Raw genomic sequence first — 21,059 nt, 5'->3', positions numbered from 1 at the left:
TCCGGAATGGCCGGACGATAGGACTGCGGTGGTTAGTGCGACAAGCTATTTGCTAATATTGGAACACCTGCCGCCGAGCGCGGTTGTGCCCACGATGGAGATGCGCGGATTTCTGTTCTTCTGGTCGGTGCTTACAGCCACGGTTGCAGCTCTCAGTCTGGGGCCATCCTTTGCCCATGTCCTGGAATCGCTGCCCCGGTTGACGAGATGGTCGCCGGAACTCTGGCGGGAAACGACAGTCTTCAATGCGCAGTTCCAGCTCTTTCTGCTCGTCGGTGCGCCGCTCGATATGGCCGCGATCGCCTGTCCGGCCCTGCTGGCCTGGATGCTGCGCGATGAGCCTCGCGCATTTTGGCTGGTGATTGCCGCCACCCTCCTCTATGCGCTCTCGCTGGCCCTCTGGTTCATGCTTGTGAAGCCCGCCAACGACGTTCTTGCGACCTGGGCGCCTGGCCCGATCCCCGACAATTTCGAAGCCATCCGGCTGCGCTGGGAAACCGGACATATGGTTGTCACGGCGGCGAAGGCCGTCGGGTTCGTTTCGCTTTGTCTCGGCCTGCTCACGATGCGGCACGGATGAAAGCTTCCAGCCATGTCGCATGGTTTGTTGCGCCGACAGGTTGAGCTGTGGCAGAAGCGGGCCGGACCGCCGGAGATGCCCGTTCTTGAAATCCTTTCGCGACAAACGCCGCGACAGCCGCCCCGCCAGGACGGAGCCGCCGGACCGGCGCGAGTCCATCGCGCCGGCACGGAAACAGCCCAAGACTGGCGAGCGCCCCGCGACAAGATTGGCTGATCGGCTTGAGGCAGAGCCCTCGCCGCGAGTGCTCGCGCGCCGCGAGGGCGTGCTGCCGGCCGAGCGCCTGCCGCTGATACTCGAGGTCGCTCCCAATGCCGACTATGCGCTGCTGGACAGCGGCGCCGGCGAGAAACTGGAACAATACGGCCCCTACCGCATCGTGCGCCCGGAAGGCCAGGCGATCTGGCAGCCCGCGCTTTCCGCCAAGGAATGGCAGCGTGCCGACGCCATCTTCACCGGCGATACCGACGAGGAAGGCATCGGCCGCTGGCGTTTTCCGAAAACGCCGCTCGGCGAGACCTGGCCGATGAAGCATGATGGCATCGATTATCTCGGCCGCTTCACCTCCTTCCGTCATGTCGGAGTATTTCCCGAGCAGGCCTCGCATTGGGACCACATGGCCGGGCTGATCGCCGCCGCGAAACGGCCGGTCAAGGTGCTGAACCTCTTTGGCTATACCGGCCTCGCCTCGCTGGTGGCTGCGCGCGCCGGCGCCGAGGTCACCCATGTCGATGCCTCGAAGAAAGCGATCGGCTGGGCGCGCGAGAACCAGGAGATGGCCGGCCTCGGCAACAAGCCGATCCGCTGGATTGTCGAGGACGCGGTGAAGTTCGCCGAGCGCGAGGAGCGCCGCGGCAGCCGCTACGATATCGTTCTCTTCGACCCGCCAGCCTATGGCCGCGGCCCCAAGGGCGAGGTCTGGCAGTTGTTCGAGGACCTGCCGGGATTGACCGACCTCTGCCGCTCGATCCTGACGCCGAAGCCGCTCGCCGTGGTGCTGACCGCCTATTCGATCCGCGCCTCCTTCTTCGCCATCCATGCCTTGATGCGCGATACCTTCGCCGGGATGGGCGGCACGGTCGAATCCGGTGAGCTGATCATCCGCGAGAAGTCCGCCGGCCGCGCGCTGTCGACCTCGCTGTTCTCGCGCTGGGTGGCCTGATGCACGAACGTCATGCAGGGGCACCAGGGCAGGTGAAGGAAGTGACCAGCCTCGCCAACCCGCTGGTCAAGGACATCAAGGCTCTGGCGCTGAAGAAATTCCGCGACCAGCAGAACGCTTTCCTGGCCGAGGGCTTGAAACTGGTCATCGACGCGCTTGATCTCGGCTGGTCGATCAGGACGCTGGTCTTCGCCAAGGCAGGGCGCGGCAATGCCGCGATAGAAAAGGTTGCCGCACGCACGGTCGCCGCCGGCGGCACCGTGCTCGAAGTCTCGGAAAAGGTGCTGGCGGCGATCACTCGCCGCGACAACCCGCAGATGGTGGTCGGGGTCTTCGCACAGCAGTTCATGCCGCTGAAGGAGATCCGCGCCAAAGATGGCGACGTATGGGTCGCGCTCGACCGCGTTCGCGATCCCGGCAACCTCGGCACCGTTATCCGTACGGTCGATGCCGTCGGCGCCAGGGGCGTGATCCTGGTCGGCGACACCACCGATCCTTTTTCACTGGAGACGGTGCGAGCCACCATGGGCTCGGTCTTTGCCGTGCCTGTCGCCAAGGCGACGCAGGACGCTTTTCTCGCCTGGCGGCGCGATTTTCCTGGCCTGGTCGCGGGCACGCATCTGAAGGGCGCGGTGGACTACCGTTCGGTCGATTTTTCCCGAGGTCCTACATTGCTCTTGATGGGCAACGAGCAGCAGGGCCTGCCGGACGCGCTTGCCGAAAGCTGCGACAGGCTGCTCAGGATCCCTCAGGCCGGCCGCGCCGATTCGCTCAACCTGGCAGTGGCCACCGGGGTCATGCTGTTCGAGATCCGTCGCGGCGCCTTGAAACTCGAGTGATAAGGACGGCTAAATCGTGAAATCCTGGTCTCCCTATGCGCTGCTGGTGATCGCGGCAATCGCGCTCGATCAGTGGGTCAAGCAGCTGGTCGAGAACGGCCTTGCCTTCGAGGACAAGGTGGATCTTCTGCCGTTCCTGGCGCTGTTCCGCACCTACAATATCGGCATTGCCTTCTCGATGTTCCCCTCCTTCGGCGACACCGGCCTGGTGATCATCGCCGCATTGGTCGTCGCCTTCGTGCTCTATCTCGCCGCGCGGACGCCCGCCGGCCACATCGTTTCCCGCATCGGCTTTGCCCTGATCGTCGGTGGCGCGCTGGGCAACCTGATCGATCGCGCCATCTACGGCCATGTCATCGACTACATCCTGTTCCACACGCCCGTCTGGTCCTTCGCGGTGTTCAACCTGGCCGACGCCTTCATTTCGGTGGGCGCGGCGCTGGTCGTCCTGGACGAGCTGATCGGCTGGCGGCGCGAGGCCAGGCCCCAGGACCCGGGCAATTGACCTCATGCGGCCACCGCCGCAAAGTCGATCCAATTGCCAGAACCGAGGAGACAAAAGTGCCCGACACCTTCAAAGCCATCCTCGTCTCGCGCGACGCCGAGAAAAAGCAGTCGGTCGAAATCGTCGATATGACCGAAGCCGAACTGATGGAGGGCGATGTCACGGTCGCCGTCGAGGCGACGACGGTCAACTACAAGGATGGGCTCGCCATCACCGGCAAGGCCCCGGTCGTGCGCCGCTGGCCGCTGGTGCCGGGCATCGACTTCGCCGGCACCGTCATTGCCTCTTCGCACGCCGACTGGCGCAAGGGGAACAAGGTGATCCTCAACGGCTGGGGCGTCGGCGAGACGCATTTCGGCGCCTATGCCGGGCGCGCCCGGATCAAGGGCGACTGGCTGGTGCCGCTTCCCGATGGCATCAGTCCGCACGATGCGATGGCCGTCGGCACGGCCGGCTACACCGCGATGCTCGCGGTCATGGCGCTCGAGCGGCACGGCATCGTGCCGGACCGCGGACCGGTCGTGGTGACAGGCGCCGCCGGCGGCGTCGGCTCGGTCGCGATCTCCATCCTGTCGACTCTCGGCTACCATGTGATCGCTTCCACCGGACGCAGTGCCGAGAGCTCTTATCTGATGGACCTCGGCGCGGCCGAGGTGATCTCGCGTGACGAGCTCGGCCAGCCGGCAAAGCCCCTTGCCAAGGAACGCTGGGCCGGCGGCATCGACTCGGTTGGCAGCCACACCCTGGCCAACGCGCTTTCCATGACGTCCTATGGCGGCGCGATCGCCGCTTGCGGACTGGCCGGCGGCATGGACCTGCCGGGGAGCGTGGCCCCTTTCATCCTGCGCGGGGTGTCATTGCTCGGCATCGATTCCGTCATGGCGCCGAAGGCGGTCCGCCTCGAGGCCTGGCGCCGCATCGGCAACGATCTCGACCTCAAGAAACTGTCTGCCCTGTCGCGGACGATCGGCTTCGACGGTATCATCGGCGCCGCGCACGACATCCTGGACGGGAAGATCAGGGGTCGCGTGGTGGTGGACATGTAACCACCGGCTGTGTTCAGCCGGATCTGGTTCCAAAATCCGCGTGATTGCTAAAATTCGAACGGTCCGCCGCAACCTTCCATAATCTCTGGCTGGCAAGGTGGTCCGCATGATCGCGGACTCCGGCACCAGGCAGGGCAGCAACGCCACGGGTATCGACAGGCTGGGCGGCGCCGAAGCGCCGAAGCGGCAGCTTGTCGTCGCGCCCCCGCTGGCACCCGAACTGCCGGCGGGCAACCGCGAAGGCCTGCCCTTCCTGATTGTCGTGGCCATCGCCGTGCTGGCCGGTCTGGTCCATTTGACGGGAGCGCCGTTCTTCATCACCCTCGGCCTGCTGGCGACTGGACTTGCCGGCCTCGCCATGCATTTGCGCAACCGGCGCATGGAGCGCCGTACAGCGGCGCTGCTCGACGAGACCGCGGCCCGCAGCCGCGCTGAGATCGAGACGCTCGCCGACCGCATGTGGGAGATGCAGGAGAGCGAGGAACGTTTTCGCGGCCTCATCGACGCGCTCGGCGACCTCGTTGTTCACCGCGACCGCGACGGTCATGTCGTCTACGCCAACAAGGTCTTCGCCTCGCTCGTCAACGTTGATCAGCGCGATCTCGCCGGAAAGACCTTGTCCGACCTCGGCATCGATGTCGGCATCGTGCCCGACGCGGCGTTTTCTGACCATGAATGTCTTAGTTCAACCGACGTCGCGATCCGCACGCCGAACGGGCCGCGCTGGTTCTCCTGGATCGAGCTTTCGGTGCGCGACAAGGACACGGGCGCCGTGTCGCACCGGGCGATCGCCCGCGACATCACCGCCCGCAAGCGGGCGGAATCGTCGCTGATCACCGCCCGCGAACGCGCCGAATATGCCAGCCAGGCCAAGTCGCGCTTCCTCGCCACCGTCAGCCACGAGATCCGCACCCCGATGAACGGCATCATGGGCATGGCGAAGCTGCTTGCCGACACCGATCTGTCGCCCGAGCAGCGCACCTATGTCGGTGCCGTCTCCACCTCGGCGAGCGCGCTGCTTGCCCTGATCGAGGACCTGCTCGATTATTCCAAGATCGAGGCCGGCCGCTTCGACCCGGAGCCTCAACCGACCTCGCTGCGCGAGATCGCCGACAACATCATCGAGCTGCTCGCGGCGAAGGCCTTTGCCAAGAACATCGGGCTGGGATGCTATGTCGAACCCGACGTGCCGCAGATGATCACCGCCGATCCGGGCAGGGTGCGTCAGGTCTTGCTCAACCTGATCGGCAATGCCGTCAAGTTCACCGATGCCGGCGGCGTGCTGCTCACCGTGGCGCGTGCCCGCACCGAAACGACCGACCGCATCTGCTTCACGGTCTCCGATACCGGCCCCGGCCTGCGCGAGGAGGACATGGAGCGCATCTTCGAGGAGTTCGAGCAGTCCGACGGCACCTCGACCAGGGTGCATGGCGGCGCCGGCCTCGGGCTCGCCATATCCAAGCGTCTCGTCAGCGCCATGGGCGGCTCGATTTCGGTGTCGAGCCGGCTCGGCGAGGGGTCGGAATTCATTTTCGAGCTGCCCGCGACTGCCGCAACCGAGCCGCCGCAGAACAGACAGAACATACTCTCCGGCTGGCATGCAGTGATCGTATCCAAGAATGCCGTCGAGGCCGATGCCATCGCTCGCACAATTCGCGCCCACGGCGGCATGGTGAACATTGCCGCGACGCCAGCGCGGGCCGCGTCCTTCGCCGCCGATTGCAACGTGCTGCTGGTCGATGCGACGATCGAGAACAGCGATGGGCGCCTGCTCAGGCAGCTGCGCCAGAGCGGCTTTGCCGCTTGCGAAGCCGTCACGCTGATCGCACCCACCGACCGCGGGTTGCTCGGGGAGCTCCGCGCCAACGGCTACTCCACCTTCCTGGCCAGGCCGGTCCGAGGCGAGACGCTGCTGCGCATGCTCTTGACCAGCCATGTGCCCGTTCTTGCCGAGCCGCAACCGCAGCCGCGCGGCGCCTCTGCGGCGCGCAGGCGCGATCAGGGGCTGTCGGTGCTCATTGCCGAAGACAACGACATCAATGCCATGCTGGCCCGAGCCACGCTTCTCAAGGCGGGGCATCGCGTCAAGATCGTCGGCAACGGCAAGGCGGCCGTCGAGGCCGTCACCGATGCCGGGCTCAAGCATCGTTTCGACGTGGTGCTGATGGACCTGCACATGCCGGTGATGGACGGACTGGACGCGATTGCCGCCATCCGCCGCCACGAGGAAGCGACGGCCGTGCCGCCGATCCCCATCATGGTGCTTTCAGCCGACAGTCAGGAAAAGACCCGCCACGCCGTGCTCGCGCACGGCGCCAGCGGCTTCGTCACCAAGCCGCTCGATCCCGACGCGCTCGTCCAGGCCGTCGAGGGCCAGGTTGCGGCGTGACGAAATTTTCGGGCCCCGAAAACCTTGGATTGCTTGGCTTTCGGGACTTCAAGATAGCCGGTTGAGCGTATTCGCCAGCCGGCGAAGTATTGCCCGGATCGCCGTATCACGGTACTGTCACAATCCTGTTGCACCTACACCGTATCCCCGTGCCAAGAGGGATGGCTCGAAGGAGAATCACTCGTGCACACAGTCATGCCGGAATGTGACACTCGGCCGAACACCAACGGTGCCCTGCTCACCGCCCGGACCGCCGATGCCGTCGCAACTGGGGCACCGCTGGGCCGCATTGGCAACCTCGAAGTGCGGCTCGCCCGCAACGCAGCCGAAATCGCCGCTGCCCAGGAAGTCCGCTACCGGGTGTTCTATGACGAACTGGGCGCCAGGATGGACTTGTTCCAGGCGCAGAACCGGCGCGACGCCGACCGCTTCGACCCGCTCTGTGACCACCTCCTGGTTGTGGACACGTCGCTTCCCGGGCCCGAGCATCGCCGCATCGTCGGCACCTATCGCTTGCTGCGGCAGGAGATCGCGACGGCTGCGGGGGGGTTCTACTCCGAAGGCGAGTTCGAGCTGACCAAGCTGATCGCGCGTCATCCAGGCCAGCGCTTCCTCGAGCTCGGCCGCTCCTGTGTCCTCCCGGAATACCGCTCCAAGCGCACCATCGAGGCGCTCTGGCAAGGGATCTGGGCCTATATCAAGCACTATGGCATTGGCGTCATGACAGGCTGCGCCTCCTTCCACGGCACCGTACCCGCTGCCCATGCCGAAGCGCTCACCTACCTTGCCCATCACTGCCGCACAGACTCCGCCTGGGATGTCCGGGCGGTGGCAGGCCGCTACTGTTCGATGGACCTGATGCCGATCGAGGCGGTCAATGCCAAGGCGGCGATCGCCGCCATGCCGCCGCTGGTCAAGGGTTATCTGCGCGTCGGCGCCCGCATCGGCGACGGCTGCGTCATCGACCAAGAATTCTCGACCGTCGACATCTTCGTGGTCATGCCGGTCAAGGAGATCGGCGCCCGTTACGTCAACTATTATGGCGGTGAAGGGCAGCGCTTCGCTGCGTGATTGCAGGTGAATGGTGAATGGTGAATGGTATTCAATACCTCACTATTCACTATTCACTATTCACTATTCACCACCACTCAGGGAATATCTTCCGGCCGCCGGCCCGGCCGGCTCTTATAAGCCGGAAACGACCAGCCGAATTTGAGCGCGCCGCCGCGGACCACGAAAGCCGCCGCGAAGCCGAGCAGGCTGGATGGCAGCGTCGGCAGGCCGGCAAGGTCACACAGCGTGAAGAGCGCCGCGCCGGCAAGGGCCGCCGTCACATAGATTTCGGGCCGGAGCAGCACCGAAGGCTCGCCGGCGAGCAGGTCGCGCGCTATGCCGCCGAACGTCGCGGTAAGCACGCCGGTGATGACCGAGACGACGGGCGAGCCGGTGATCGCCAGGCCTTTTGCCGCTCCCATCACCGCATAGGCGGCGAGCCCGATGGCGTCGAGCCAGAGCAGGAGCTTGTAGCGGGACTCGACCAGATGGGCGCTGAAGAAGACGAACACCGCCACCACGGCGCAGATCAGCACATAGTCGCGATTGCCGACCCAGAACACCGGCAGGTTGAGGATGACGTCGCGCAGCGTGCCGCCGCCTATGCCGGTGACGCTCGCCAGGAACAGGAAGCCGATTATGTCGAGCTGCTTGCGCGAGGCGGCAAGCGCGCCCGTCGCCGCAAACACCGCGACGCCGGCATAATCGAGGAGGTCGATGGGATTCAAGGGCATAGGCAGTAGGGAGTAAGGCAATGGGGTGGAGTATGAATAACACGAAGCCGAGCGATTGATACGACCCCTTATCCCCTACTGCCTACTGCCTTATTCCCTAACTACGCATCCTTCTCGGCCTGCTCGTTCACCGGCCCCGGCTCGACCGGTGCCTCGGCCGCCGCCTTCGGACCCCCTTTGGAAACACCAACCATCGCGGGCCTCAGCACGCGCTCGCCGATCGAGTATCCGGGCTGCACCACCTGGACCACCGTTCCGGCCGGGACGTCGGGGTTGGGCACCTCGAACATAGCCTGGTGGAAGTTGGGGTCGAACTTCTCGCCTTCAGGCGCGAGCTTCTTCACGCCATGGCGTTCCAGCGCCGACAGCATGGCGCGCTCGGTGAGATCGACGCCCTCGATCAGGGCCTTGAAGCCGGCATCGCCGCCTGCCTTCGTCTCGGCCGGAATGGCGTCCAGGGCGCGGCGCAGATTGTCCGAGACCGACAGCATGTCGCGGGCGAAATTGGCCACCGCATAGGTGCGCGCATCGTGCACGTCGCGCGCGGTCCGGCGGCGCAGATTCTCCATTTCGGCCGCGACGCGCAGCGCACGGTCCTTCAACTCCTCGTTTTCCTTCAGCAGCCGCACAAGCGCTTCGTAGTCGCCGTCGACGCCGCCTTCCGCACGTTCGCCGGAAGCCTGGGCGGCTTCGATGTCCTCGGGCGCGCGTTCGTCTTTTGCCTGGTCGCTCATCGCGTTTCCCATCATTCGGATTGGTCTGGATTTGCGCCCGATATCGAGGTTTGAGGGCCAAAAATCAAGGGGCAAGCCGCCTCGCGCATAGGTCTGGGGCGCTTCGATATTAATTCAAATTTTACCGTGATGCCCGGCTCTGCTTGCGATCACGACTTGGTGCGGGAACCATTGCCGGGCTGCAGGAGTTTCGAAGCCGACACAGGATTTTGGACCATGACCGGCAAGAACGGTGACAGGCGAGCCGGGCTCGCCGCCGACATAAGGCGGCAGTTGGGGAGCGAGGCGACCAAGCGCTTCCTGCGTACGCTGCCTCCATTTCGGCTTGAGAAGGACACGCCGAGGCAGTTCAGCGACCTGCTCGATCGCCTGGACAAGATCGAGGCAAGGAGCGCTCGCGGCGGGCAACGCCAATAACTGCGCGCCGCCATTGGCACCTTGCCTTGCCTCCAACCCCGCTGAGGGTCCCGGCAGAACGCTTCAGGCGGCCTTACGCTCGTCGCGCATCAGTTTCTCGCCATGCTGGATCTCGGTGCCCAGCACCTTCAGGCATTCGCGCATGAAGGCGGCGAGACCGGGCCAGCCCTTGGCCGAGACCAGATTGCCGTCGACATGGGCGCCGGTCGGCGCAACGTCGATATAGATGCCACCGGCAAGCGTCACCTCCGGCTCGCAATAATGCAGCGCCGCGACTTCCCTGCCGCGCACCACGCCGTCGACTGCGATCAGAATCTGCACGCCATGGCAGATGGTGAAGATCGGCTTGCCTGTCTCGTGAAAGTGCCTGACCAGCGCCTGAACCCGCTTGTCGATGCGGATATATTCCGGCCCGCGGCCGCCTGCCGCGTAAACGGCGTCGTAGTCGGCCGGGTTCACCTCGGCGAAGGTCTTGTTGAGTATGTAGTCGTGGCCGAGCTTTTCGGTATAGGTCTGATGACCTTCGAAGTCATGCAGCGAGGTCTTCAGCACATCACCGGCCTTTTTGTCAGGGCACACGACATGGACGGTGTGGCCCACCGCGTGCATGGCCTGCTCAAAGACGAAAATTTCATATTCCTCGCTGAACTCGCCAACGAGCATCAATATCCTCTTGCCGGCCATGCTTTTTCCTCCCTGTGCTGGTTATTTATTTCGAGGTGCGAAATATTCGACCTATCCTAAGGGCAGGAAGCCGAAAGGGGAAGCACGAATCGCACAAGTGGTCTGACCAGATGGTTTAGACCACGCCGCCGAGATCAGGAACTCGCCATGCCCACGCGAAAATGGAAGCGTCTGGTCCGACCAAGCGGCAAGAGAAGCTCAGGCTGCCGCCCGGATCATGTCCGCCGCTTTCTCGGTGATCGTGGTCGCGTGGGTGTTGCCGCCGAAGCATCCACCACGCCGCAAGCCTTCCAGACCGTGAATCCTGAGACCGGGGTCGACCACCGTCGTCGATCCCCATCTTGCAGGTGCCTGCAGGGTGGTAGATCGTATCGGCGCGGGCTCTGATATGCTGGAGGGTCAGCCGCTGCGCTTGCGCCGCCAGGAATATTTCGGCCCCTTGGCCTCCCGCTCCACGGCCGGCTGATAGTAGACCGGCAGCCCGCCGATGCGCCCTTCCTCCAGCCGCTTCAGGAGCACCGGATTGGAGACTTCGAACTCGTCGAAACCGAGCCGCAGCATATGCGGCAATTGGTCGACCAGCACCTGGCCGGTGGCGCGGACCGCGCCCTCGAAGTGATGCCGGCTGCGCAGCAATTCGCCCTTGGAGAAGGAGCGGCCGTCATTGAACGCCGGAAAGGCCAGCGCCACCAGCGACAACTGATCGAGCAGGCCGGTTATCTTCTCGAGTTCATCGCCGGGCTGCAGCAGCACGCCAATGCGTTCCCTGGCCGACTTGCGAACCTCCGGGTCCAAGCCAAGAAAAGCCTGCAGCGGCAGGATGAAGCGGCCATTGCCGGCAAGCGCCTCCGCGCTTTCCGCATGGGTCCACTCATCTTCGCGAAAACCCTCCGGGGTCCAGAGGCGGGTTTCCGCTGCCATCGATCCAGTCATCAAAATTCCCAAAGCCCTAAAGATCCCAAGGATATGTCGCTATTCAGGTCAGGCCGAGTCGAAAATGGTGGCTGGCGAGAACCCGGAGCGTGCTTGAAGTGCGTTAGCACCCGCCTACGCCGGCCGTAGCCTAAATTCAACTGCCACGCCACTCATCAGGTGCTTCGGCCGACGAAGGCCGGAGGCTACCGTTTGGCCGGCCTTCACCTGAAGAGCGGTACATCCTTAAAGTGATGCGTCGGTCAGCGACTTCTCCAGCCCCGACAGGTGAATACCGCACTCGGTCTTGGCGTGACCGGCCCAGCGGCCGCTGCGCGCATCCTCGCCCGGCTGCACCGGCTGCGTGCACGGGAAGCAACCGATCGACAGATAGCCGTAGGCAACCAGCGGATTCTCGCGCAGCGCATGCGCGCGCATGTAGTCGGCCTGATCGGCGGTCGTCCAATGCGCTAGCGGGTTGATGCGGATGCGCGACCCGACCGCCTCGAAAGCCGGGAGTGCTGCCCGCGTCGAGGCCTGGAAGCGCTTGCGCCCGGTGAACCAGGCGCGGAATGGCTCGACACCGCGCGCCAGCGGCTCGACCTTGCGTACGTTGCAGCAGGAATCGGTGTCGGTCTCATGCAGCCTGCCCGTTGGATCGACGCGCTCGATGGCGGCCTCCTCCGGCTTGATCACCCTGATGTCGGTCAGGCCGAAATCGGCGACCAGCGCATCGCGATAGCCGAGCGTCTCCTCGAAATGCTTGCCGGTGTCGAGGAAGATCACCGGCAGCGAACGGTCGATCTCGGAAATCATGTGCAGCAGGACGGCCGAGTCGGCGCCGAAGGACGAGACGGCGGCGATTGCGCCGCGGAACTCGCGCGCCGATCGTTCTATGATCTCGATCGGCTTCAGGTGGCCATGGAGAGCATCAAGCCCTGCCGCCTCCGCGGCAACGCCGGCCTCCACGGCGCCGGTCCGGTCAAGCGGCCTTGGTTTCGCCAGCATAGAGCGCCTCCTTGAACGGCGCGGGACCGACTCTGCGGTAGGCGTCGATAAAACGTTCACTGGGACTGAGCCGAAGGCCGAGATAGGTATCGACGATCTGCTCGATGGCATCGGTGATCTCATCCGAGGAGAAGCCGCGGCCGATGATCTCGCCGACGGAGGTGTTCTCGTCGGCCGAGCCGCCGAGGGTCACCTGATAGAGCTCGGAGCCCTTTTTCTCGACGCCGAGAATGCCGATGTGGCCGACATGGTGGTGGCCGCAGGCGTTGATGCAGCCGGAAATCTTCAGCTTCAGTTCGCCGATCTCGCGCTGGCGCTCCAGCGAGGCGAAGCGCAGCGAAATTTCCTGCGCGACCGGAATGGAGCGCGCCGTCGCCAGCGCGCAGTAATCGAGGCCCGGGCAGGAGATGATATCGCTGATCAGGTTGGAGTTGGCCGTCGCCAGGCCGATCTCGACCAACGCGTCATAGACGGCCTTGAGGTCGGCGCGCGCCACATGCGGCAGGATCAGGTTCTGCTCGTGGCTGACGCGCAGCTCGTCGAAAGCATACTTCTCGGCGATGTCGGCAACCGCTTCCATCTGGCTGTCGGTCGCGTCGCCGGGCACCTCGCCGATGCCCTTGAGCGAGATGGTCACCGCCGCATAGTCGGGATGGCGATGGGTGACGACATTCTGGTCGAGCCATTCGGAGAAGCTCTTGGAATCCAGCCGCGCCTGCTTTGCCGCCGCATCGCCTTCCGACCGGTCGGGCAGCGCCGGCGGCGCGAAATAGGCGTTGATCGCCTGGATGTCGGCTTCCGGCAGCTTCAGCTCGTCGTCCTTCAGTGCCAGCCATTCGGCCTCGACCTGGCGAGTGATCTCCTCGACGCCGGTCTCGTGAACGAGGATCTTGATGCGCGCCTTGTACTTGTTGTCGCGACGGCCATAGAGATTGTACACGCGCAGGATCGCCGTGCAGTAGGACAAGAGGTCGGCTTCCGGCAGGAAGTCACGGATTTTTCTCGCCACCATCGGCGTGCGGCCCTGGCCGCCGCCGACATAGACCGCGAAGCCGAGCTCGCCGGCAGCGTTCTTCTTCAAATGCAAGCCGATGTCATGGGTCTGGATGGCGGCCCGGTCGCGCTCGGCCCCGGTCACGGCGATCTTGAACTTGCGCGGCAGGAAGGAGAATTCCGGATGCACCGACGACCATTGCCGCAGGATTTCCGCATAGGGGCGCGGATCGGCGACCTCGTCGGCCGCAGCGCCGGCGAAATGGTCTGCGGTGACGTTGCGGATGCAGTTGCCGCTGGTTTGGATGGCATGCATCTCCACGCTGGCCAGATCGGCGAGGATCGCGGGAATGTCCGACAGCGCCGGCCAATTGAACTGGATGTTCTGGCGCGTGGTGAAGTGGCCGTAGCCCTTGTCGTATTTGCGGGCGATATGGCCGAGCATGCGCAACTGCCGGCTGTTCAGCGTGCCGTAGGGCACTGCGATGCGCAGCATATAGGCGTGCAGCTGCAGATAGACGCCGTTCATCAGCCGCAGCGGCCGGAACTGGTCCTCGGTGATCTCGCCGGACAGCCGGCGCTGGACCTGGTCGCTGAACTCGGCGACGCGGGCCTGAACGAAATCGTGGTCGAACTCGTCGTAACGGTACATTCTTCGTCTTTCAGGGCGCGTCCGCCCGCTGTCTTCTTGATGCCTAAGCCACCCGGGCCACAGCCGGAGCGGCCTGCTTGCCGAGATCGGTGCGAATGGTCGGGCCTGCGGCGCGGATCTTCTCGCGCAGCCGCACCGGCTCGACCAAGCCGTCGACCACGGCGACGTCGATCAGGTTGACGTCGACCACCTCATTGTTGGCGGAAGCCGCGGCCCCGATCGCCTCCAGCCGGTCTTCCGCCGCCTTGTCATGGGCGAGATCGGCGTGGCCGACGCTCTCCGCCCAGCCGCCATCGGCGTACCAGACGGCGATGCCGTCGGAGAGCCTGTTCGCGGTCAGAACCTTCATTGCTCAACTCCTTCGGCCGTAACGCCGGCCGCATCTTGATGCCCGAAATCATCATGCTTGCGCGCCGCGAGCGGCTCGGATCGTTCGAAATTGGCGCCGGCAACGGCGTCGCCAATGATCGTCATGACCGGGCCGGTGAGGTCGGCGCGCGCTTCCAGGGACGGCAGATCGGCCAGCGTGCCGTGGAAACGTCGGCGGTTGCCGAGGCTGGCGTTCTCGACGACGGCAACAGCCGTGTCCGGCGACAGCCCGGCTTCGATCAGCCGGCCGGCGACTTCGGCCGCCACCGAGCGGCCCATGTAGACGGCGACGGTGGCACCGGAGATGGCGAGCTTTGCCCAGTCGGGCAACGAGTTGCCCTTGAGGTCGTGCCCGGTGGTGAACACCATTGACGACGTCACGCCGCGCAGCGTCAGCGGCAGCTCGAAATCCGCAGCCGCGGCAAAGGCGGCGGTGACGCCCGGAACCACCTCGTAGGCGACGCCAGCCTCGCGGAGTGCGGCCATTTCCTCGCCGGCCCGGCCGAACACCAGCGGATCGCCGGACTTCAGCCGCACCACGCGCTTGCCAGCGCGGCCGAGTTCGATGAGCAGCGCGTTGATTTCTGCCTGGCTCTTGGAATGGCAGCCCTTGCGCTTGCCGACCGGCAGGCGCTCGGCATCGCGGCGTCCCATCCCCACGATCGCCTCGGGCACCAGCGCGTCAAACACGATCGCATCGGCTTCCATCAGCAGGCGGTGGGCGCGCAGCGTCAGAAGGTCCTCGGCGCCCGGACCGGCGCCGACCAGCGCGATGTGGCCTTTGGCCGGCGCGTCGGAAACCAGAAGATCGAGCGCCGCGTCATGCGCTTCGACAAGTTCTCCGGCTTCGACGGCCTTGGCCGGGGCACCGGCGAAGAAATCGGCCCAGAAGCGACGACGGCGATTGCCCTTCGGCAGCCTCTCGGCCGCTGCGCGGAACGAAGCTGCCAAGGCTGCCAGCCGACCGAGCGACGGTGACAGCATGCGATCGATTTGCACGCGCAGCATCTGCGCCAGAACCGGTCCGGCGCCCTCGGTGCCGATGGCGATAGCGACCGGCGCGCGATTGACCAGCGCAGGCGTGAAGAAATCGCAGAATTCCGGCCGGTCTACCGCATTGACCGGAATGCCCAACCGGCGCGCGTCCTCGGCGACACGACGGTCAAGTTCCTCGTCGCCGCTGGCGGCAAACACCAAGGCCGCGCCTTCCAGATGCGCGGCATCATAGGCGGCCTCGACATGGATGGCGCCATTGGACGAGATAAAGCCAAGCAGATCCGCATCCGCATTGTCGGCGATGATGCGCAGCACCGCGCTCGACTGCGCAAGCAGACGAGCCTTGGCAAGCGCCTCCCCGCCATTGCCCACGATGGCCACGGCTTCGCCGTCGACCCGCACGAAGACGGGGAAGGCGTTGAGCTTGGCGTTGGCTTGCGACATGGCGATGAGCAATACGATAACAGTCTGGCAGTTTTATGCGAGCCCGCCAAAAACCAGAAGGCACCCACTCGCGCGCGCCTTCGGAGCAGGCAATCGCTTTTTCGCAACCGCGAAAGGCAAGAGAAAAAATTTCTATTTCGACACTGCGAGCGGTCGGCCAATCGAGACAGCCACCTCGATAGATCGCAATTTTTAGCGCTCGGCCCGCGCAAGCGGCAAAATAGTTTTCTCAAATTCTACTAGCTTAGTGGATTAAAAACGGTGCCCCGCTGGGCGCCATGCTGCTGCCGGTTGGAGCAGGCGATCTGGTCGTCTGTTCGTCTGGAACAATCACGCTTGGCGACACGTTTGGCTAACGACCCATCCCATGCCTTGAGCCCTGTTCAAGGCTCGATTGGCACACCCGGCAACAGGAGGAAGCCCCATGAGCATCAAGCTGAAACACGGTCTTTGGGTTATCGTCGCCGACGGCGAGAAGGCGCTTTTCCTCCGCAACGAGGGTGATGCCAAATTTCCGAACCTGGAGGTGGTGCAGGAAATGGAGCAGGAGAACCCCGCTACCCGAGAGCAAGGCACCGACAGGCCGGGCCGCTACAGTGATGGCCCCACCGTTCACCGCAGCGCGGTTGAAGACACCGATTGGCATCGTCTCGGCAAGGAGCGTTTTGCCGACGATATTGCCGAGCGGCTGTACAAGCTCGCGCATCGGGGCGAGTTCGAGGAAATCGTGCTGATCGCGCCGCCGCAGGTGCTTGGCGAGATGCGGCAGAAGCTGCACAAGGAAGTCAGCGGCAAGGTGCAGGCGGAAATCCCCAAGACCCTGACCAATCACACGATCCCAGACATCGAGGACCTGCTTCGGGCAGCTTGAGCCGACTGGCGGAAGGACTCACCACCAGATCGGAACATTAGCCCGCCTGACGCGGGTGTTGCGCCGGCGCCGCTAGCGCTGATTTCCATGCGGCGGCGGTTGCATCATCGCCTCACTCCCCGTCATATTGCGAAAGGCGCGCGCTCGCGGGCGCCTTCTCAGCGTTGCGCCCTCGAAAGACCGCCTAATAGACGATGCCGCATGACACGCCCCTCATCGCCACCATCGTTGCCGGTCTGGGGCTTGCCTTCGTCTTCGGCGCATTGGCCAACCGTTTCCGTATCCCGCCGCTGGTCGGCTATCTTGTAGCCGGTGTCCTGGTCGGGCCGCACACGCCGGGCTTCGTCGCCGACGCCAGCCTCGCCAACGAGCTTGCCGAGATCGGCGTCATCCTTCTGATGTTCGGCGTCGGCCTGCATTTCTCGCTGAAGGACCTCCTGTCGGTTCGCGCGATCGCCATTCCGGGCGCTGTCGTGCAGATCGGCTTTGCCACGCTGCTCGGCGTCGGCCTCGCGGGGTTGCTCGGCTGGTCGCTGGGCGCCGGCCTGGTCTTCGGCCTTGCGCTATCCGTCGCCTCGACCGTCGTGCTGCTTCGGGCCATGCAGGAGCGGCGGATGATCGAGACCGAGCGCGGCCGCATTGCCGTCGGCTGGCTGATCGTCGAGGACCTCGCGATGGTGCTGGCGCTGGTGCTCCTGCCGGCGCTGGCCGGTGTGCTGGGTGGCCAGCCGCCCGTCGACGACCATTCAAGCCTGTTCTCGCTGCCAGCCAGCTACGGCATATGGGGCGTCGTCGGCGTGACGTTCGCCAAGGTCGCCGCCTTCGTCGTCGTCATGCTGGTGGTCGGTCGCAGGGTGATCCCATGGATCCTGCACTATGTCGCCCATACCGGCTCGCGCGAGCTGTTCCGGCTGTCGGTGCTCGCCATCGCGCTCGGCGTCGCCTTCGGCGCGGCAAAGCTGTTCGGCGTGTCGCTGGCGCTTGGCGCCTTCTTCGCCGGCATGATCATGAGCGAATCCGAGCTCAGCCACCGAGCCGCTGAAGAATCACTGCCGCTGCGCGACGCCTTTTCCGTGCTGTTCTTCGTCTCGGTCGGCATGCTGTTCGACCCTCTCAGCCTGCTCGACAACGGTCTGCCCATCCTGGCCACGCTCGCCATCGTCGTCATCGGCAAGTCGCTTGCCGCCTTCGTCATCGTCATTGCCTTCCGCTATCCGATCGCGACGGCGTTGATGATCTCGGCGAGCCTCGCCCAGATCGGCGAGTTCTCCTTCATTCTGGCCGATCTCGGCGTCGGGCTGAAGCTCTTGCCCGAGCAGGGCCGTGACCTCGTTCTGGCCGGCGCGATCCTGTCGATCCTGCTCAACCCGCTGATGTTCTTGATCGTCGACCGGATGAAACCATGGCTGGAAACGCGCGCCGGCAAGGCCGCCGCGCCTGAGGACGTGAAGCCGATCGGTCCGGCGACCGAGCCCGGGCAACTGGCATCGGTGGCGGCAGTGCCACAGAATGAGGACAGCGCGCCTCCACGGACGGCGCTCGCCGGCCATTGCATCCTGGTCGGCTATGGCCGCGTCGGCAGCCTCGTCGGTGCCGCGCTGAAGGAAGCCGCCCTGCCCTTCCTGGTGGTCGAGGATGCCGACAAGACGCTGGCGAAGCTGGAAGCCGAAGGGGTCGAAACCGTCGCCGGCAACGCCGCCAATGCGGAGGTCTTTTCAGCCGCCAATCCCGAAGCTGCGAAACGGCTGATCCTTGCCATTCCCAACGCCTTCGAGGCTGGTCAGATCGTGCTTCGGGCCCGCGCCGCCAATCCCGCGATAAACATCATTGCGCGCGCCCACTCCGATGCCGAGGTCGAGCATCTGAAACGGCTCGGCGCCGACACCGTGATCATGGGCGAACGCGAGATCGCGCGCGGCATCGTCGAGGTGGTGACCCACAATAACGCCCCTCAATCGACCGAGCGTGCTTTGGACGTCAAGCCTCAGCCTGCTTGAGGCGCGTTCGCGCCCAAACCAAGCGGATCAAGCAACGAACGCTGAACCACCGTTCTGCGCGATGTCGCTGAGGTATCTCGCTGGTGGCTTACCCAACGCCTTCTTGAACATGGTGATGAAGGCGGTGACGGATTCGTAGCCGAGATCGCCTGAAACCTGCTGCACGCTTGCGCCGGCGGAGAGTTCCCGCAGCGCGACGATCAGATGCAGTTGCTGGCGCCAGCGCCCGAAGCTCAGCCCTGTCTCCTTCAGCACGAGGCGGGCGAGACTGCTTTCGCTGAGCGCAACGCGGTTGGCCCATTCCGCCAGTGTGCTGCGGTCGGCAGGGTCGTCCGCCAAGGCGTCGGCGATCCGACGCAGCCGCGGCTCGGCTGACATCGGCAGGTGCAATTGCTGAACCGGCATAAGCGGCAGTTCGGCCAGCAGAATCCTTCCCAGGAACCCGCACCTCGCTTCGTCCGGCGCGCAATCCGACAGTTCGATGATCAGTTCGCGCAGCAGCGGCGAGATCGAAAGCGTGCAGCATCGGTCCGGCAGATCGGCAGCGCCCGGCTCGATGTAGACGAAGAAGATCCGGGCATTGGCGGTCGCGACGTTGCTGTGCTCCATGCGGCTCGGAATCCACACCCCGCAATGCGGCGGCACCATCCAGAACCCGCTGGGAACGCGGCAGGTGACGCCGCCACCGAGGGCGAAGACGAGTTGCCCTTTTCGGTGCCAGTGCTCGGGCACCTCGGCCCGCGTCTCGGTAACATCGACGCGCACCGCAATCGCCGGGGCGAGCACGTCGTCGACATCGAAATCCGGCCAGGGCCAGCGAAGAGGCTGTCTCATGATTGATGGCTTTTAGCGATCAGATGCCATGATAGCTAAATTCTTCAGCCAAGGAAGTCGATAGGCTCCAGTTTGTGGGTGGCGGGCAACAGTCGATCGCCTTGACGCTCCCAAACCAGCCAGGAGATACGACCCAATGCTCGCCCTCGTGACGTCTCCCGACTGCGCTACCGGCCTGAGGCTCTCCGAGGTCGAGGAGCCTCGGCCCTTGGCGAACGAGGCGCTTGTCTCGGTCCGCGCAACCTCGTTGAATCGGGGCGAACTGCGACTGCTCGCCATCCGGCCAAACGGCTTCATACCCGGCCAGGACGTCGTTGGAATTGTCGAACGCGCTGCAGCCGATGGCTCCGGGCCGGACGTGGGCACCAGGGTTGCGGCTTTGGTCGACGAGGCCGGTTGGGCCGAACGTGTCGCCGTTTCAACCGACCGTCTCGCCGTCCTGCCGGATGCCGTCAGCTTCGCCTCCGCAGCGACGCTCCCGGTGGCGGGCACCACGGCGCTGAGGACGTTGCGCCATGGTGGTGATCTGGCCGGCCAAAAGGTCCTGATCACCGGTGCAAGCGGTGCGGTCGGTCGTTTCCAGATCCAGATCGCCCATCAGCAGGGCGCGTTCGTGACCGCAGTCGCCGCCTCCCGGCACGAGGAGGACCTCCGCGCGCTGGGAGCCGAGCGAATTGTCGAGTCGATCGAGCTGGCTGAGGGGTCGTTTTCGCTGATCACCGAGTCAGTCGGGGGCAAAAGCCTCGCTGATGCGATCCAACGCATCGCACCTGGCGGAACCATCGTCATGTTCGGGTCGAGCAGCGGCGAACTCACCCCTGTCGGATTCCGCCAGTTCGTTCCGGGTCACGAGGGGGCGAGGCTTCAGACTTTCGCCTACTACACGTCCGGTTCAGGCATTGGCGCGGACATTGCCTCGCTGCTCGCCTTGGTCGCGGCCGGCCGGTTGGAAACCCGTATAGCCTTGACCGTCCCGTGGACAGAAATCGCCCGAGCCCTGGACGCATTGCGACAGCGCAGCATCAGCGGCAAGGCTGTTCTCACGATAACCGAATAGCAATCGTTAGTCTGAAGTCAGGCGCTCAAACGTGCTGGCCGCCATTGATGTGGATTTCCGAGCCGGTCACGTAGGACGCCTGGCCCGAGCACAGGAAGAAGATGATGTCGGCCACTTCCGAGGTGGCGCCGAGGCGCCGCATCGGGATCGTCTCGACGATCTTGTCGGTGCCTGGCGACAAGATCGCCGTGTCGATCTCGCCCGGCGCGATCGCGTTGACGCGGATGCCGTGCGGTCCAAAATCGTGCGCCATCTCGCGTGTCAGCGAGCCGAGTGCTGCCTTCGACGTTGCATAGGCCGTGCCGGCGAATGGATGCACCCGGCTGCCGGCGATCGAGGTGACGTTGACGATCGAGCCCTTTGCCGCCGCCAGTTCCTTGAACAGGCCCCTGGCCAGCATGATCGGCGCGAAGAAATTGACCTGGAACACGTCGCGCCAGACATGCATCGGCGTCTCGATCGAGTTCATGCGCCTGCCATCGCCGAGCTTGGGCGAGATGCCCGCATTGTTGACCAGCGCATGCAATTGCCCGCCATGCGCCTCCAGCCGGTGGCGGATTTCCGACACCGCGATGCCGACATCCTCCTGGTCGGCGAGATCGACCTTGATGTGGTCCTCCGGACCGGCCGGCCACGGACAATCCTCGGCAAAGGCCTGGCGCGAGCAGGTGATGACCCGCCAGCCCTCGCGTGAGAAGCGTTTCACCGTCGCATGGCCGATGCCGCGGCTGGCGCCGGTTAGCACGATGGTTTTTCTGGTATCGGTCTCTGCCATGGGCTTGG

Annotated in this window: 21 protein-coding genes and 1 pseudogene; 11 read left to right on the top strand and 11 right to left on the bottom strand. The window is 64.7% G+C overall.

What is annotated here, in order from left to right; genetic code table 11:
• Positions 1-94 precede the first annotated feature (94 nt).
• The 7 genes from EJ074_RS22045 (at position 95) to EJ074_RS22015 (ending at position 7,592) form a co-directional block, all read left to right on the top strand.
• Positions 95-580 (top strand): DUF1772 domain-containing protein, encoded by a 486-nt coding sequence (locus EJ074_RS22045; RefSeq protein ID WP_095804337.1) that lies wholly within the window; start codon positions 95-97, stop codon positions 578-580.
• Between the two features lie 85 nt (positions 581-665).
• Positions 666-1,742, top strand: coding sequence for a class I SAM-dependent rRNA methyltransferase (locus EJ074_RS22040; protein WP_129553791.1), 1,077 nt, complete (start codon positions 666-668; stop codon positions 1,740-1,742).
• The gene (locus tag EJ074_RS22035) at positions 1,742-2,581 is read left to right on the top strand and encodes an RNA methyltransferase (protein ID WP_095804339.1); all 840 of its coding nucleotides are present in this window, start codon (positions 1,742-1,744) and stop codon (positions 2,579-2,581) included. The genes EJ074_RS22040 and EJ074_RS22035 overlap by 1 nt, the downstream gene beginning before the upstream one ends.
• 16 nt (positions 2,582-2,597) lie before the next feature.
• Positions 2,598-3,086 (top strand): signal peptidase II, encoded by a 489-nt coding sequence (gene lspA, locus EJ074_RS22030; RefSeq protein ID WP_095804340.1) that lies wholly within the window; start codon positions 2,598-2,600, stop codon positions 3,084-3,086.
• A gap of 56 nt (positions 3,087-3,142) precedes the next feature.
• A complete protein-coding gene (locus EJ074_RS22025) occupies positions 3,143-4,132 on the top strand; it encodes an MDR family oxidoreductase (RefSeq protein WP_095804341.1) in 990 nt (329 codons plus the stop codon).
• 106 nt (positions 4,133-4,238) lie between these two features.
• The gene (locus EJ074_RS22020) at positions 4,239-6,521 is read left to right on the top strand and encodes a PAS domain-containing hybrid sensor histidine kinase/response regulator (RefSeq protein WP_095804342.1); all 2,283 of its coding nucleotides are present in this window, start codon (positions 4,239-4,241) and stop codon (positions 6,519-6,521) included.
• Between the two features lie 183 nt (positions 6,522-6,704).
• On the top strand, positions 6,705-7,592 hold the full coding sequence (locus tag EJ074_RS22015; RefSeq protein ID WP_095804343.1) for a GNAT family N-acetyltransferase: 888 nt from the start codon (positions 6,705-6,707) through the stop codon (positions 7,590-7,592).
• A gap of 77 nt (positions 7,593-7,669) precedes the next feature.
• On the opposite strand, the gene EJ074_RS22010 is transcribed toward EJ074_RS22015, so the two are convergent.
• Both EJ074_RS22010 and grpE read right to left on the bottom strand, forming a co-directional pair.
• Positions 7,670-8,302 carry a trimeric intracellular cation channel family protein gene (locus EJ074_RS22010; protein ID WP_095804906.1) on the bottom strand — a complete coding sequence of 211 codons (633 nt, stop codon included), beginning with the start codon at positions 8,300-8,302 and terminating at the stop codon, positions 7,670-7,672.
• 107 nt (positions 8,303-8,409) lie between these two features.
• Positions 8,410-9,042, bottom strand: a complete 633-nt coding sequence (gene grpE, locus EJ074_RS22005) for a nucleotide exchange factor GrpE (RefSeq protein WP_095804907.1) — start codon at positions 9,040-9,042, stop codon at positions 8,410-8,412.
• A 216-nt stretch (positions 9,043-9,258) separates the two neighbouring features.
• Between grpE and EJ074_RS22000 the strand changes: the two genes are divergently transcribed.
• On the top strand, positions 9,259-9,459 hold the full coding sequence (locus EJ074_RS22000; RefSeq protein ID WP_095804344.1) for a hypothetical protein: 201 nt from the start codon (positions 9,259-9,261) through the stop codon (positions 9,457-9,459).
• A gap of 63 nt (positions 9,460-9,522) precedes the next feature.
• On the opposite strand, the gene EJ074_RS21995 is transcribed toward EJ074_RS22000, so the two are convergent.
• From EJ074_RS21995 to cysG, 7 genes and pseudogenes are all read right to left on the bottom strand, one after another.
• Positions 9,523-10,143: a DJ-1/PfpI family protein gene (locus tag EJ074_RS21995; protein WP_095804345.1), complete on the bottom strand. Its 621-nt coding sequence runs from the start codon at positions 10,141-10,143 to the stop codon at positions 9,523-9,525.
• A gap of 198 nt (positions 10,144-10,341) precedes the next feature.
• Positions 10,342-10,534, bottom strand: a pseudogene (locus tag EJ074_RS30435) (GMC oxidoreductase); the annotation flags it as partial.
• A gap of 8 nt (positions 10,535-10,542) precedes the next feature.
• Positions 10,543-11,076 (bottom strand): DUF934 domain-containing protein, encoded by a 534-nt coding sequence (locus EJ074_RS21985; protein WP_095804346.1) that lies wholly within the window; start codon positions 11,074-11,076, stop codon positions 10,543-10,545.
• A 225-nt stretch (positions 11,077-11,301) separates the two neighbouring features.
• Positions 11,302-12,063, bottom strand: a complete 762-nt coding sequence (locus tag EJ074_RS21980; RefSeq protein ID WP_095804347.1) for a phosphoadenylyl-sulfate reductase — start codon at positions 12,061-12,063, stop codon at positions 11,302-11,304.
• Positions 12,038-13,708 carry a nitrite/sulfite reductase gene (locus EJ074_RS21975; protein WP_095804348.1) on the bottom strand — a complete coding sequence of 557 codons (1,671 nt, stop codon included), beginning with the start codon at positions 13,706-13,708 and terminating at the stop codon, positions 12,038-12,040. Before EJ074_RS21975 ends, EJ074_RS21980 begins: the two co-directional genes overlap by 26 nt.
• Before the next feature lie 43 nt (positions 13,709-13,751).
• Positions 13,752-14,057 (bottom strand): DUF2849 domain-containing protein, encoded by a 306-nt coding sequence (locus EJ074_RS21970; protein ID WP_095804349.1) that lies wholly within the window; start codon positions 14,055-14,057, stop codon positions 13,752-13,754.
• Positions 14,054-15,517, bottom strand: coding sequence for a siroheme synthase CysG (gene cysG, locus EJ074_RS21965; protein ID WP_095804350.1), 1,464 nt, complete (start codon positions 15,515-15,517; stop codon positions 14,054-14,056). Before cysG ends, EJ074_RS21970 begins: the two co-directional genes overlap by 4 nt.
• Before the next feature lie 424 nt (positions 15,518-15,941).
• Between cysG and EJ074_RS21960 the strand changes: the two genes are divergently transcribed.
• Both EJ074_RS21960 and EJ074_RS21955 read left to right on the top strand, forming a co-directional pair.
• On the top strand, positions 15,942-16,388 hold the full coding sequence (locus EJ074_RS21960) for a host attachment family protein (protein ID WP_095804352.1): 447 nt from the start codon (positions 15,942-15,944) through the stop codon (positions 16,386-16,388).
• Positions 16,389-16,582: 194 nt separating this feature from the next.
• Positions 16,583-18,385: a cation:proton antiporter gene (locus tag EJ074_RS21955; RefSeq protein ID WP_129553790.1), complete on the top strand. Its 1,803-nt coding sequence runs from the start codon at positions 16,583-16,585 to the stop codon at positions 18,383-18,385.
• A 27-nt stretch (positions 18,386-18,412) separates the two neighbouring features.
• Here the strand turns inward: EJ074_RS21955 and EJ074_RS21950 are convergent, their stop codons facing one another.
• Complete coding sequence (locus EJ074_RS21950) at positions 18,413-19,219, bottom strand: helix-turn-helix transcriptional regulator (RefSeq protein ID WP_095804354.1); 807 nt, start codon at positions 19,217-19,219, stop codon at positions 18,413-18,415.
• A 136-nt stretch (positions 19,220-19,355) separates the two neighbouring features.
• Here EJ074_RS21950 and EJ074_RS21945 point away from each other — a divergent pair, with 136 nt between their 5' ends.
• Positions 19,356-20,276 (top strand): zinc-binding dehydrogenase, encoded by a 921-nt coding sequence (locus EJ074_RS21945; RefSeq protein ID WP_095804355.1) that lies wholly within the window; start codon positions 19,356-19,358, stop codon positions 20,274-20,276.
• Positions 20,277-20,301: 25 nt separating this feature from the next.
• On the opposite strand, the gene EJ074_RS21940 is transcribed toward EJ074_RS21945, so the two are convergent.
• Positions 20,302-21,051, bottom strand: a complete 750-nt coding sequence (locus tag EJ074_RS21940; RefSeq protein WP_095804356.1) for an SDR family oxidoreductase — start codon at positions 21,049-21,051, stop codon at positions 20,302-20,304.
• Positions 21,052-21,059 lie beyond the last annotated feature (8 nt).

The organism is Mesorhizobium sp. M3A.F.Ca.ET.080.04.2.1, assembly GCF_003952525.1.
In the GTDB taxonomy this organism is placed as follows: domain Bacteria; phylum Pseudomonadota; class Alphaproteobacteria; order Rhizobiales; family Rhizobiaceae; genus Mesorhizobium.
Note: the sequence above shows the minus strand (reverse complement) of the source record. Positions and strands in the feature narration are given on the sequence as shown.